This window comes from Pseudoalteromonas sp. BZA4 (genome assembly GCF_040104395.1).
Taxonomy (GTDB): Bacteria; Pseudomonadota; Gammaproteobacteria; order Enterobacterales; family Alteromonadaceae; genus Pseudoalteromonas.
The window spans coordinates 165,936-180,490 of record NZ_JBECOT010000001.1; the positions used below are offsets into that span (position 1 = coordinate 165,936).

The window sequence follows — 14,555 nt, forward strand, 5'->3', positions numbered from 1 at the left end:
AAAAGGTTCTAACATGGAAACCACAAACAAGCTAAAAGATATTAATGAAGTACTGGATTTCTTATACCAAGAATTTCCACAATGTTTTAAACAAAAAGACGGTATTCAGCCGCTTAAAGTAGGTATTTTTAAAGATATCGCTGAGCGTATTGAAGGTTCTGAGAAAGTAAGTAAGACTCAGGTTCGTCAAGCACTAAGAAAGTACACCTCAAACTGGCGCTATTTAGAAGCTGTGACTAAGTCTGAGTTCCGTATCGATCTTGATGGTAATCAAGACGAAAAAGTAGAACAAGAGCACATTGAGCACGCACAAAAAGCGTTAGAAGAAAGCCGCGCTAAAATGGCGAAGCGTAAGAAGCCACAACGTCCACGCAAAGACGGTGACACAAAATCTTACAAAAAGAATAGTGGCCACCACGCTAAATCTGGCGAAAAAGGCGCTAAAGTAAATAATAAGCCTGCTAAAGCTGCTCCTGCAAAACGTTCAGGAAAAGTTGAACCTTTACCTGCCTCAGAGGTCAAGGTTAATAGCAAAGTTAAAGTTAAACTTGGCCAAGCACTTGTAAACGCGGTTATTACTGAAGTGAATAAAGATGAAGTTCACGTTGAGTTAGTAACAGGGATGCAAGTTAAGACCAAAGCAGACAGCCTGTATATCATTTAATAGCTGTAAAAAATAAAGGAGTTGTGTATGAGTAAAAAGTTTACGCTCATTCCGTTAGTCGCTGCCCTGTTTTCAGGTTCATTATTGGCATCTTCAGACAATCTGACTGAAAAAGACCTGCCAGTACTCAAGCAAGAAAGCCAACATAGTACGGCAAGCAAACGGGTGACAAACTTATTTACTCGTGCACACTACAAACCAATTAAATTTAACGATGAATTATCTGAGAAGGTTTTTGATCGTTACATTGAATCTCTCGACTACAATAAGAATGTGTTTTTAGCCTCTGACATTGCCTCATTTGAGCAATATAAAGACCAATTTGATAATGCATTGTCGACAGGTAAATTGGGATTTGCCTTTGATATTTTTAACTTAAGTTTAAAACGTCGTTTTGAACGCTATGACTATTCTTTATCGTTACTTGAAAACGAAATGAAGTTCGATAAAGAAGATGAGTATCTGTTTGACCGCGAAGACGCTAATTGGGCAACAAGCCAAGCTGAGCTTGATGAACTTTGGCGTCAGCGCGTTAAATACGATGCTTTACGATTAAAAATGACTGGTAAAGATTGGCAAGGCATTAAAGAAGTCTTGACCAAACGCTACCACAATGCGCAAAAACGTTTAGTTCAGACAAACAGTGAAGATGCGTTTCAAATCGTGATGAATTCATTCGCACGAAGCATCGAAGCACATACCTCTTATTTATCACCACGACGCGCTGAACAGTTCAAGATGGATATGGATCTTGAATTAGAAGGTATTGGTGCGGTGCTTAGCTATGATGAAGACTACACAGTTATCCGTAGTTTAGTGCCTGGTGGCCCAGCTGATAAATCAGAACAAATTAAAGCAGACGATCGTATTATTGGTGTTGCTCAAGAAGGCGAAGACTTTGTTGACGTAATTGGCTGGCGTTTAGATGACGTCGTTGATTTGATCAAGGGTCCTAAAGGCACAAAAGTTCGTCTGCAATATCTTAAAGGGGCAGATGCTCACGGCACACCGAAAGTGGTTGAAATTACGCGTGATAAAATTCGCTTAGAAGATCGCGCTGCAAAATCTGAAGTATTTGAAGCAAAATATTCAGACTTAACCAGCAAAATTGGTGTGATTGAAATCCCTGGTTTCTATAACAATTTATCGCAAGACGTTAAAGTTGAAATTGCGAAATTAAAAGAAGCTAAAGTAGACGGCATCATCATCGATTTACGTCAAAACGGGGGCGGTTCACTTTACGAAGCGACTCAGTTATCTGGCTTGTTCATCGACCAAGGCCCTGTTGTACAAATTCATACCCTGAATAATCGTATTGAAGAGCAAAAAGATCGTGACGGTGTCACTTTTTATGATGGTCCGCTAACTGTGTTAGTTGATCGCTACAGTGCATCTGCCTCAGAGATCTTTGCAGCAGCAATGCAAGATTACGGCCGTGCTATTGTGATTGGTGAGCAAACCTTTGGTAAGGGTACTGTACAGCAGCACAAACCACTTGGCCGTGCTTATGACTTATACGACCATCCATTAGGTAGCGTGCAGTATACCATTGCAAAATTCTACCGAATTAATGGCGGAAGCACACAGCACAAAGGCGTGATCCCAGATGTGTCATTCCCATCGGCAATTGAGCCATCAGAGTGGGGTGAGAGTCAACAAGACAACGCCTTACCTTGGGATAGCATCATTCGTGCTAAGTACAACTCTGTTGATAACCTAAAGCCAGCGATTGCTTACGTTAATAAGCTTCATGATGCGCGTATTGCAGATGAGCCTGAGTTTGGTTATGTGTTTGCTGACATTGAACGCTATCAAGAAGAGAAAGACCGTAAGACAATCTCATTGGTTGAAGCAAAGCGCATAAAAGAGAAAGACGAAGGTGAAGAACGCGCGTTAGAACGTGCTAATGAACGACTTGTTCGCCTTGGTGAAAAGCCAGTAGAGAAGCTTGACGATTTACCTGATAGCCTTGACGAGCTAGACCCTTTCTTAGAAGAAGCGGCATTAATCACCCAAGATTATATAAAATATGGTCGTATCGCTAAGAAATAATTAGCAATTAATTAGCAATATCGATTAATAAAAAGGCGCTTAAGCGCCTTTTTTGCTACCTAAAACAGGTTAGATTGGTATAATCACAAAATCTGGCTGCATAAGGCCACTGAAGTTTTGCGTCAAAGCTTACAATAATAATTAAACACGCCACATAAGACGTGTAGGAGACTATCTTTTGAATTCAATTGAAGAGAAGCCAATTAAACAGGCCAGTTTTTTAGATGCCTTAATCCCAATTACTGTGCTCGTGTGCCTACTAGGCGCTGCTGTTTATTTATTCGGTGATAACTCATCATCGGGTCCTAACCAAATCGCTTTATTATTCGCTACCTTTACCGCGGCATTAATTGGCTTAAAAAATGGTTACACCTGGAAGAAACTAGAACAAGCCATGATTGAGGGGATCACCTTATCCCTTGGAGCAATCATTATACTGTTAATGGTGGGTGCCTTAATCGGTACTTGGCTGTTATCAGGAACTGTACCCACTCTAATTTACTATGGCTTACAAATTATCAATCCAAGCTGGTTCTATGCCGCTAGCTGTTTGATTTGTGGTATTGTGGCTATGAGTATTGGTAGCTCTTGGACTACAGCTGCGACTATCGGTGTGGCGTTATTAGGTGTTGCAACTGGTCTTGGGTTAGAGCAAGTCGTCACGGCGGGTGCGGTTATCTCAGGTGCCTACTTTGGTGATAAATTAAGCCCGCTTTCTGAAACAACAAACTTAGCACCAGCAGTGGCAGGGGCAGATTTATTTGAGCATATCCATCATATGCTTTGGACTACAGTGCCAAGCTTCATTATTGCGTTAATTATTTTTATTTTTATGGGCTTTAATGCCGGTGGTTCTGCTGAAGCTGGCCGTATTGATGAAATCGTTAATTTATTAGAGCAAAACTTTAATATTGGTTTTGAAATGCTAGTACCACTGGTGGTGTTATTGTTTTTAGCAATTCGTAAAATGCCAGCTTTCCCTGCTATTTCGATTGGTGCGGTGCTAGGTGCGATTTGGGCTATGTTATTTCAATCAGATTTAATAAATAGCCAAATTGATGCATCACAAGGCCATGCAATTGGTTACTTTAAATTAGTTTGGACAACGTTCTTTGATGGTTTCAGCATTGACACTGGTGATGAAAAAATGGATTCACTATTAAGCGGTGGTGGCATGACTGGCATGCTAACAACCACTTGGCTGATTATGACGGCCTTGATGTTTGGCGCTATCATGGAAAAAACTGGCTTACTTGATATGTTCGTTAAGAGCATCTTAAAGATTGCTAAAAGCACGGGTTCTCTTATCACTGCAACGATTGCAACGTGTATTGGTACCAATGCGGTTGCAGCTGACCAATATATCGCGATTGTTGTTCCTGGACGTATGTTTAAAGACGAATATGAAAAACGCGGTTTAAAGCCTGTTAACTTATCTCGCACATTAGAAGATGGTGGCACAATTACTAGCCCACTTATTCCTTGGAATACCTGTGGTGCCTACATGCAAAGTGTTTTATTAATCAATCCATTTGACTATGCAATGTACGCGTTCTTTAATTTAATTAATCCATTCTTAGCGGTTGTTTATGCCTATTTTGGTATTAAAATTTTACGTATTACCCCAAAACATCTTAAACAAGAAGCTAACGCCGAATAAACTATTTAGGCCCTGCTAAGCAGGGCCATTTGGAGTCAGTAATGTCTGCTACGAGTAAACCTCAAGCTCAATATTTAAAAGATTACCAAGCCCCACAATTCTCAATCCAACACATCGATTTACGCTTCGAATTAGCCCCTTTAAAAACATCAGTGCAGTCAACAATGACAATCAATCGTACCGATGAAAGCAATGCTGATCTTGCGCTAGATGGTGTTGATTTAACACTTATCTCAGTAAAGGTTGATGACAAAGCGTATGATGATTACACGCTTGAAGATGAAAAACTGATCATTCATAACTTACCTGAAAGCTTTATTCTGAAAATTGAAAACCATATTGATCCGCAAACGAATACCTCGTTAGAAGGTTTGTACTTGTCGGGTGGTGCTTACTGTACGCAATGTGAAGCTGAAGGTTTTAGAAAGATTACTTATTACCTTGACCGACCAGACGTGCTTGCTAGCTTTGATGTAACCATTATTGCCGACAAAAAGTACACTCACTTGCTGTCTAATGGTAACCAAATTGAATCAGGTAACTTAGATGACGGTCGTCATTTTGTAAAATGGCAAGACCCATTTAAAAAGCCTAGCTACTTATTTGCATTAGTCGCCGGTGATTTTGACGTATTACGTGACCATTACACGACGCAGTCTGGACGAAAAGTTGAATTAGCTTTGTTTGTTGATAAAGGTAATTTATCAAAAACGCCTCATGCCATGACTTCTTTAAAGAAATCAATGCAATGGGATGAAGAGCGCTTTAACCTTGAATACGATTTAGATATTTACATGATTGTTGCCGTTGATTTCTTCAACATGGGCGCAATGGAAAATAAAGGCCTGAATATCTTTAACTCTAAATGTGTTCTTGCGAATCAAGAAACAGCTACAGACAAAGATTACCATACGATTGAATCAATTGTAGGTCACGAGTACTTCCATAACTGGACCGGTAACCGTGTGACTTGCCGTGACTGGTTCCAACTGTCGTTAAAAGAAGGCTTAACAGTTTTCCGTGACCAAGAGTTTAGTAGTGATTTAGGCTCACGTGCACTTAATCGAATTGATGCGGTTAAAGTCATGCGTACTCACCAATTTAGTGAAGATGCAGGGCCGATGGCTCACCCAATTCGCCCGGAAAAAGTTATTGAAATGAATAACTTTTATACAGTGACTGTGTATGACAAAGGGGCTGAAGTTATTCGTATGATGCACACCTTACTGGGAGAAGAGAAGTTCCAACAAGGTATGGCATTGTATTTCGAGCGCCATGACGGACAAGCAGTTACTTGTGATGATTTTGTAGCTGCCATGAGTGATGCGTCTGGCATTGATTTAACGCAATTTAAGCGCTGGTATAGTCAAGCGGGTACACCTAAGCTCAATGTAGAGCAAGCCTATGATGAACAAAACCAGACTTTCACATTAAATATTGAGCAGTTTGCACCTGATAATCAGCCTAACAATGCCTTACTGCATATTCCTTTTGCTATTGAACTTTTAGATAGTGAAGGGCAGTCGCTACCTCTTGTGATTGATAATCAGCCTCAAGATTCGGTATTGAATGTCACAGAAAAAACACAGCAGTTTGTTTTCGAAGGCATTAAACAGCGCCCAGTCGCAGTGCTACTAGAAGATTTCTCTGCGCCATGCATCGTTAATCAAAATACATCTGCCGCTGATCTGTTACATATTATGCGTTTTGCTCGCAGTGACTTTTCACGTTGGGATGCTCAGCAGCGCTTATTTACTAATGAAATGAAAGCGGCGATTGCCAGTGGTGAAGCTTGCTTATCGGATGATATCTTGTCGGCATTAAAGCTACTAGTTGATAATCGTGAAGGTGACCTTGCACTGATTGCTGAGCTGTTAAAACTACCTAGCTACGATACTCTTGCGGCAGAATATGCCGTCATCCCTGTTGATGACATTATTGCTGTTCAAAATGCATTTGAATCGCAAATTGCCAACTTCCTAACAGAATCATTGGTTAATTGTTATAACGCGCTTGAAGATGATGGTTCAACATCTGCTACAGCCGTTGCAGTGCGTGCTCTTAAGCAACTTTGTTTACACTATTTAGCGAAAACAAATCACAGCGACGTTAATAGCCTTATCGAAGAGTCTGCCCACAGTAATAATATGACCAATGCACTTGCTGCATTAAGTGCTGTTGTAAAAGCAAATCACTCACTATGTGATACGCTTTTAACAGAGTTTGATGCTAAATGGCGTCATGATGTGCTCGTTATGGATAAATGGTTTGCACTGCAAGCGATGAAAGATTCAGCAACGAGTATTAGTGATATCAAAGCGCTTTATGATCATCCAAGTTTTGACTTTGGTAACCCTAACCGCGTGCGTGCTTTGGTTGGTAGCTTTAGTCACTTTAATATCACTCAGTTCCACCGTGCTGATGGTAAAGGGTATCAGCTATTAGGTGACTTATTAGTGAAGCTTAACAATATTAATCCGCAAAATGCATCACGCATGCTAACGCCATTTATGTCATGGAAACGCTATGATGAAAATCGTTCTGCGGCAATGAAAGCACAACTTCAACGTTTAGCTGATTTAGACGGTCTTAGTGATGATCTGTTTGAAAAAGTAGAGAAAGCACTCGAAAGTTAATGACAGAGTACTATTTTGCCTTGTATCTGAGTTACTCAGAGTGTCTTGATTACTACCATGGTAAATATAAATCTGTGCAAGTTACAGAGGATGGTGGCAAGACAGTTCGCTTTGACGCTCACCATTTGCGTCCTTTTATTTCTTCACTAGGAATAAGAGGGCGCTTTAGGTTGACATTAACGGCTGAAAATCAGTTTTTAAAACTCGAGAAAATTAGTTAAAAAAGCAGCATTAGCTGCTTTTTTTGTAATATTTGTCGTCCAAAATGCTAAATTTCACTGTCCCCAATTCGCTAAATTTATTATATTTTTGTTAATTCGATTTGTTCTATTGTTAATTTACGTGTATAAAATATCTGGTATGACGTCTTACCAATACGTAAACGTCACATTTTTAAATAAATATTAACCGATTGAACGCGTTCTATATTGTAATTTTACTGTTTCGCTTCTATCGTTAGAAAGATACTAAAAACAACAATTTGATCACAAAACAACCCGTTACAGGGGGATGAACACAATGATAAAACGATCGCTTTTTGTTAAAAACAAAATAGCTTTGGGACTCGCGGCGGCTACACTCGGACTCTCAAGCACATCTTTGCATGCGGCAAACTTTGAGTTAGGTGACTTCGATATACGTTTTGACTCTAACTTCTCTTATGGCCAAAGCATTCGTGTTGAAGACCGAGATTTTCAACATATAGGTAAGAGTAATAATCCTTCATTTGACTGGACGGGTTATCATTCTGCTTTAAATCCAATTTATTCTTCTGCTGATGTATGGAACCAACCAGGTGCATACTCAAATAATGGTGATGCAGGTAACCTCAATTTTGATAGTGGTGATTCATTCTCAAAATTATTAAAAGGTAACCATGAGTTATCAATCAGCAAAGATAATTTTGGTTTCTTCACTCGCTTTATGTACTTTTACGACTTTGCCTTGATGGATGGTGATTACGCTTATAGCAACCCAACATCAGGTAACAAAGTAGACCCATGTGACGATGACGACACAAAAGAACAAGTGTGTGCTGATTTACGTTTACTAGACGCTTATGTATGGGCAAACTTTGATTTAAATGAAGGCCGTAACCCGCTGTCTATTCGTTTAGGCCAACAAGTTGTGAACTGGGGTGAGAGTACCTTGATTTCTCATGGTATTAACGTTAACCCAGTTGATATCGATCGTTTAAAAGCGCCAGGTGCAGAGTTAAAAGAAGCTTTCATACCTGTTGGTATGCTTTGGGCATCATTAGGCATCACAGATAATTTAACGCTAGAAGGTTTCTACCAATATGAATGGCATGAAACACGTCTTCCAGCGGCTGGTACATACTTCTCGACGAACGATTTCGCGTCAGAAAATGGTTATCAGCAAAATATCCAATTGGGCTTCACGTCTAACCCGGATATCGATTTAGCATTCTTAACTGAAAGCTTAAATAATTTAGATGACATTGTTCGCTCGCAAGGTGTTGATCCTACATCAGCACAAGGCCAAGCAATGATGGCGCAAATGTACTTAGCTTACCCAACCAAAGTGGCGTTAAAAGGCAAAGGTGGTGCAGGTAAAAACGAGCCAGACGATGGTGGCCAGTATGGTTTACGTTTAGGTATGTACTTACCTGAATTAAACGACACTGAAGTGGCGTTATACCACATTAACTATCATAGCCGTCGTCCGGTAATTTCTGGTCAGGTATCAAACTTCACTGATGCGGCAATCGCTGCTGATATCGGTATGTTATTAACAACAGATATCACAGAAGATAATGTAACTAATCTTCAAGCATTCACTAAAGGCCAGTTACAATACCCTGAAGATATTAAACTGTACGGTCTTAGCTTCAATACATCAGTAGGCGAAACAGCACTTGCTGGTGAATTTGCATTCCGCCAAGATGAGCCTCTACAAATTGATGACGTAGAGCTGTTATATGCGGGTATGCCAGAGCAATTAGCAGTTGCAGGTATTCGCCCTGACTTTGCTGGTATTTCACAAATGAGCCCAGGCGATGCTACAAGCGTTGTAGGCCCTGGTGAAGTAGCACAAGGGTTTATCCTACGTAACACTGCACAATTACAATTTACAGCTACACACCTATTTGGCCCTTCACTTGGAGCTGATAGCTGGGCGGTAGTTGGTGAAATTGGTGGTGTACGCATTAACGATATGCCAGATTACGATGAGCTTCGTTTAAATGTTGCTGGTACTGGTCGAAGCGGTATTATGCAAGGCCCATTAAGTGATGACTATTCAACACTGCACTTAGGTCTTTCTAATGGTCCTGAAACGAACCCGTTCCCAACGGCTTCTGCATGGGGTTATCGTTTAATTGCGAAAGGTGATTATTATAACTTCTTCAGTGGTGTTAACTTCTCACCACGTTTTGTGTTCTCGCACGATGTGAATGGTATTACACCTGATCCAATGTTCTTATTTGTTGAAGACCGTAAATCGCTCGGTGTTACCATGAACTTCAACTATCAAAATGCGTGGTCGTTCGACTTTAGCTACAACTCATTCTGGGGTGGTGGCGCAACGAATACTTTCTCTGACCGCGATTATGTATCTTTCAATATTAAATATTCAATCTAAGGGTAAATTATGATTATTAGAAAACCTACCCTCATTGCTGCAGCATTTTGTGGCGTTTTCGCAAGCTCAAGTGTACTTGCAAAAATTACCGCTGATGAAGCGGCACGTTTAGGTAAAGATTTAACACCTATTGGCGCAGAAAAAGCTGCGAATAAAGACGGTTCTATCCCAGCTTGGGATGGTGGTATTACAACACCACCTGCGGGTTATAAACCGGGAATGCATCATCCTGATCCGTATGCTGATGATAAAATCTTATTCACGATTGATAAATCGAATGTAGCTGAGTACAAAGATTTCTTAAGCCCAGGTCAAATTGAATTATTCAATACTTATCCTGATACGTTTAAGATGAACATCTATCCAACACGTCGTAGCGCGTCTTATCCTCAGTTTGTATATGATGCAACTAAAAAGTATGCAACGACAGCTGAGTTAGTAGAAGGCGGTAACGGTATTAAAAACACTGCTGTGGGTGTTCCGTTCCCAATCCCTAAAGATGGCTTAGAAGCTATTTGGAACCACTTATTACGTTTCCGTGGTTTATCAATTGAGCGTTCTGGTGGTCAAGCAGCACCAACAGCATCTGGTTCATATAACTATGTAGGTTTTGATGAGCAACTGTTAGTTGAGTATTCATCACCTGAAGCAACGCCTGAAAAGCTACAAGAATCTAATATCTTGTTTAAGTTTAAGCAAAAAGTAACTGAGCCAGCGCGTCTTGCCGGTACTGCGTTATTAGTTCATGAAACAATGGACCAAATCTTAACGCCACGCCAAGCATGGACATACAACTCAGGTCAGCGTCGTGTTCGTCGTGCACCTAATGTTGCCTATGATGCACCGGGAACAGCAGCTGATAGCTTACGTACGACTGATGACTTTGATATGTTCAACGGTTCCCCAAATCGTTACAACTGGACATTAAAAGGTAAGCAAGAGCTTTATATTCCTTATAACAGCTATAAGCTTCACAGTGACAAACTTAGCTACGATGATATTCTGCAAGCAGGTCATATCAATCCTGAACATGTTCGTTATGAAAAACACCGTGTTTGGGTAGTTGAAGCGAACCTGAAAGAGGGCACGCGTCATATCTATAAAAAACGTGTTTTCTATATTGATGAAGATAGCTGGCAAGTACATGTAACGGATATCTATGATAACCGTGATCAAATGTATCGTGTAGCGATGGCGCATGGTCTTAACTACTATGAAGTACCAACTCATTGGAGTACATTAGAAGTTTACCATGACCTTAACTCTCGTCGTTATTTAGCAATTGGTTTAGACAACCAAGAAAAAATGTATGATTTCTCACAATCATTCAACGATAACGAGTTTACTTCAAGCGCATTACGTCGCGAAGGTCGTTAATCAAATTAAGGCACCTGACCCCAGGTGCCTTTTTGCAATTCGCGTAAGTCATCAGTACACGCAATAGATTTCTCAGTGGCTTTTTTGACTTCTCTTTTTATTTTTTCGAAGGCGATTTATCTTTATGAAGTATTTGCTTTATGCCTGTCTTGCTTATAGTGCTTCATGTTTTGCTCAAGACATGCCTATGCCGCAACAAGCGATTAGCGCTGTTAACGCAAACAAAACTCTTCTCACCGACATTGAACTAGCTGGCCCAAATCTCATTGCAGTTGGCAAACACGGTGTGGTTATCACAAGTACAGACGCTCAAACTTGGCAACAAGCCAGTGTGCCTACTCAAGTGCTGCTAACAGCCGTTGATTTTTATAATAACGATTTAGGCTGGGCATGTGGTCATGATGCAACCATCATTAATACTGTAGATGCAGGAAAAACCTGGCAGTTACAGCAATCTTTACCAAACATGGATAAGCCATGTTTAGATATTTTATTTACTACTGAAAAACATGGCTATGCAGTTGGTGCATATGGAATGTTTTTTGAAACTAACGATGGTGGCCAAACTTGGCAGAAGCGTTTTTTAGATAGCCTGTTATTTGAAGAAGACCGTGAATACCTCAATGATTTAAAAGACAGTGACCCAGAAGGCTATGAAATTGAAACAGCTTCAATACTGCCGCATTTTAATCGCATCGTTAAAACCGAGAAGAGTCTATTTCTAGCCGGTGAAATGGGTTTAATGGCACAAAGCTTCGACAATGGTCAAACATGGCAGCGTCTTGAAGAGATCTATATGGGCTCTTTCTTTACGTTTGCGTCAACTGCAGATCAAGGTGGTGAAGATCTAGTTGCAGGCCTTCGAGGCAATATTTTCACTCGCCAAGCCGGCAGTGATCAATGGCAACAACTACCACACGACAATTATGCAACCGTGAATAGCGCGATTAAATACAACAACCAGTGGTTATTATTTGCCAACAGCGGGGTGATTTTCCAAATTGAGGATGGCCAATTATCAGAACAACAAATGGCCGATGGTAAATCGTTACTTGATGGTGTTGTGTTTCAAGACAAACTAGTTATGGCTTCAGAAAATGGCATTAAAGTGAAGGAGTTGAATCCGTAATGCGTGGTTTTTTAGATATGTTAGAAAGAGCGGTGTTTCGTCATCGCTTATTCGCAATTATTTCCTTTGCTTTGATCACTTGTTTCTTATTATTCAAAGCAACACAAATTCAATTAGACGCGTCGTTTAATAAAAATATTCCGCTTAATCATGACTACATGAAAGTTTACACCAAACATGAAAAACAGTTTGGTGGAGCAAACAGCATTTTGATTTCTGTCTGTGATGCAGATGGTGATATTTTTAATGAGGAATTTTTCACCCAACTTAAAGCAGTTCATGATCAGCTTTACTTTATTCCTGGTGTAAATCGTCCGTTAGTTAATTCAATCTTCGCACCGAGTGCGCGTTTTGTTGAAGTGGTTGAAGATGGTTTTGCTGGCGGTCCAATTATTCCAGCAAACTTTACCGCTGATAAACGTGGTCTTGCGGTTGTAAAAGAAAACATCGAAAAAGCAAAAGTCGTTGGCCGTATGATTGCCAGTGACTACTCATGTGCGATGGTGACAGCCCAGCTACTCGAAACTGATCCACAAACGCAAGAAAAACTAGATACTTTAGCGTTTGCAGAAAAGCTAGAAACACAAGTTCGTGAACCGCTAAGTACTGACAAGGTCAGTATTCATATTATTGGTTTTGCGAAAATGGCAGGGGATGTAGCAGAGGGTGCTAAAGGCGTACTGTTATTTTTTGCTATTGCCATTGCTTTCACATTCGTAATGGTTTGGCTGTTCTGCCATTCATTAAAACTGACTATTTTACCAATTGCCTGTTCAATCATTGCTGTTGTTTGGCAGTTAGGCTTGCTTTCAAGCTTAGGCTTTGGTTTAGACCCTATGTCAATTTTAGTGCCGTTTTTAGTGTTTGCGATTGGTGTAAGCCATGGCGTGCAAATGATTAATGACATCGGTAAAAAAGTGTCTACGGGTAGTTCAACTCGGGTTTGTTGTCAGGCAAGCTTTAGAGCACTTCTGATCCCAGGTGGTATTGCACTGCTATCAGACACAATTGGTTTCTTAACTTTACTCACCATTGATATTGGTATTATTCGTGAACTTGCTATCACAGCAAGTTTAGGTGTGGCGGTAATTATTTTCACCAACTTAATTTTATTACCTGTATGGGCTTCGTACATGAGCTTTGAAGGCTCTGTGCATATTCAAGCAGGGACCCACACAGACAAACCAAATCTATTAGACAAGTTACGCGAGCTATTAGTAAAAGCGACTGATCGTAAAACGGCAGGTTTCATTATCGCCTTTACGGCTGTGTTATTTGCAGTGGGTTACTGGCAAGCTGACAAAATGCGTATTGGTGACTTGCATGCTGGTGCGCCATCTTTGCACCAAGATGCCCGCTATAACCAAGACACCTTTTTGATTTCTGATAAATACACCATTTCATCAGATATCCTAAAAGTGATTGTAGAGGCGTATCCTGCTGCGTGTACTGAGCATGATGTTATGGAGCGTATTAGTCGTTTCCAATGGCAGATGGAAAACGTTGCAGGGGTACAATCGGCTGTGAGCTTAAGCTCAGTTGCGCAATCTGTGAATGCCGGCTTCAACGAAGGTAACTTAAAATGGCAAAGCCTGCCGCGCAATACGGCAAGTTTAGTGCAAGCTACTTCACGGGTTGAAACAAGCTCAGGTTTACTCGATGGTAACTGCTCTGTAATGCCTGTGATTATTTTCTTAAATGACCACAAAGCAGAAACGATTGATCATGTGGTAGCTAAAGTTAAAGAGTTTGCTAAGGCTGAAGAAACTGATGAATTAAAGTTTAAGCTAGCGTCAGGCCCTGTCGGTGTAATGGCTGCAACGAACGAATCGGTATCAGCTGCACAGCTACCTATGATGCTTTACGTTTACGGCGCCGTAATCCTGCTATGCTTAATTAGCTTTAGAAGTGTTAAGGCAACGGTCGCGGTTGTATTACCTCTGTACATCGTATCAACCTTAGCGCAAGCGTTGATGGTACAACTTGAAATAGGGTTAACAGTGTCGACATTACCAGTTATCGCTTTAGGTGTTGGTATTGGTGTCGATTACGGGATTTACATACTTTCATCAATGATGGGGCAGCTAAAACAAGGTGTGGCACTGGAAGTGGCTTATCGTAATGCATTAGCAGAGCGTGGTAGTGCAGTGCTGTTCACAGGTATTACCTTAGCCATTGGTGTTAGCACATGGATTTTCTCTGATCTGAAGTTCCAAGTGGATATGGGTATCCTGCTAACCTTCATGTTTTTGGTTAACATGTTGGGTGCAGTACTACTTTTACCTGCAATTGGTAGCTTCCTCTGGACTGACCAGAAAAAATAATGTGAATAATTGTGCTCCAATATGGCCAGTAATGGCCATTTATATCTATATTTTGTGAATAGATGACCAAATAGCTGAAAAGCTTAAAATGATTTCATCGAAAAGGCTG

General features: G+C 40.5%; 9 protein-coding genes. All 9 read left to right on the forward strand.

Annotated features, from left to right (window positions below):
* Positions 1-13: 13 nt before the first annotated feature.
* The 9 genes from proQ to ABMY41_RS00760 all read left to right on the forward strand — a co-directional run bounded on the left by proQ (position 14) and on the right by ABMY41_RS00760 (position 14,446).
* Complete coding sequence (gene proQ / locus ABMY41_RS00720) at positions 14-664, forward strand: RNA chaperone ProQ (protein WP_054551396.1); 651 nt, start codon at positions 14-16, stop codon at positions 662-664.
* A 27-nt stretch (positions 665-691) separates the two neighbouring features.
* Positions 692-2,716, forward strand: coding sequence for a carboxy terminal-processing peptidase (gene prc, locus ABMY41_RS00725; protein WP_349273922.1), 2,025 nt, complete (start codon positions 692-694; stop codon positions 2,714-2,716).
* 178 nt (positions 2,717-2,894) lie between these two features.
* Entirely contained in the window at positions 2,895-4,376 is a 1,482-nt protein-coding gene (gene nhaC / locus ABMY41_RS00730; RefSeq protein ID WP_349273923.1) for a Na+/H+ antiporter NhaC, read from the forward strand.
* 41 nt (positions 4,377-4,417) lie between these two features.
* Positions 4,418-7,012 carry an aminopeptidase N gene (gene pepN / locus ABMY41_RS00735; RefSeq protein ID WP_349273925.1) on the forward strand — a complete coding sequence of 865 codons (2,595 nt, stop codon included), beginning with the start codon at positions 4,418-4,420 and terminating at the stop codon, positions 7,010-7,012.
* Positions 7,012-7,233, forward strand: a complete 222-nt coding sequence (locus tag ABMY41_RS00740; protein WP_082401568.1) for a DUF2835 domain-containing protein — start codon at positions 7,012-7,014, stop codon at positions 7,231-7,233. Before pepN ends, ABMY41_RS00740 begins: the two co-directional genes overlap by 1 nt.
* Positions 7,234-7,531: 298 nt before the next feature.
* Complete coding sequence (locus tag ABMY41_RS00745) at positions 7,532-9,616, forward strand: DUF1302 domain-containing protein (protein ID WP_175082023.1); 2,085 nt, start codon at positions 7,532-7,534, stop codon at positions 9,614-9,616.
* A 12-nt stretch (positions 9,617-9,628) separates the two neighbouring features.
* A complete protein-coding gene (locus ABMY41_RS00750) occupies positions 9,629-10,993 on the forward strand; it encodes a DUF1329 domain-containing protein (protein ID WP_175078403.1) in 1,365 nt (454 codons plus the stop codon).
* 124 nt (positions 10,994-11,117) lie between these two features.
* Complete coding sequence (locus tag ABMY41_RS00755; RefSeq protein ID WP_175082022.1) at positions 11,118-12,122, forward strand: YCF48-related protein; 1,005 nt, start codon at positions 11,118-11,120, stop codon at positions 12,120-12,122.
* Positions 12,122-14,446, forward strand: a complete 2,325-nt coding sequence (locus ABMY41_RS00760; protein WP_289096545.1) for an MMPL family transporter — start codon at positions 12,122-12,124, stop codon at positions 14,444-14,446. Before ABMY41_RS00755 ends, ABMY41_RS00760 begins: the two co-directional genes overlap by 1 nt.
* Positions 14,447-14,555 lie beyond the last annotated feature (109 nt).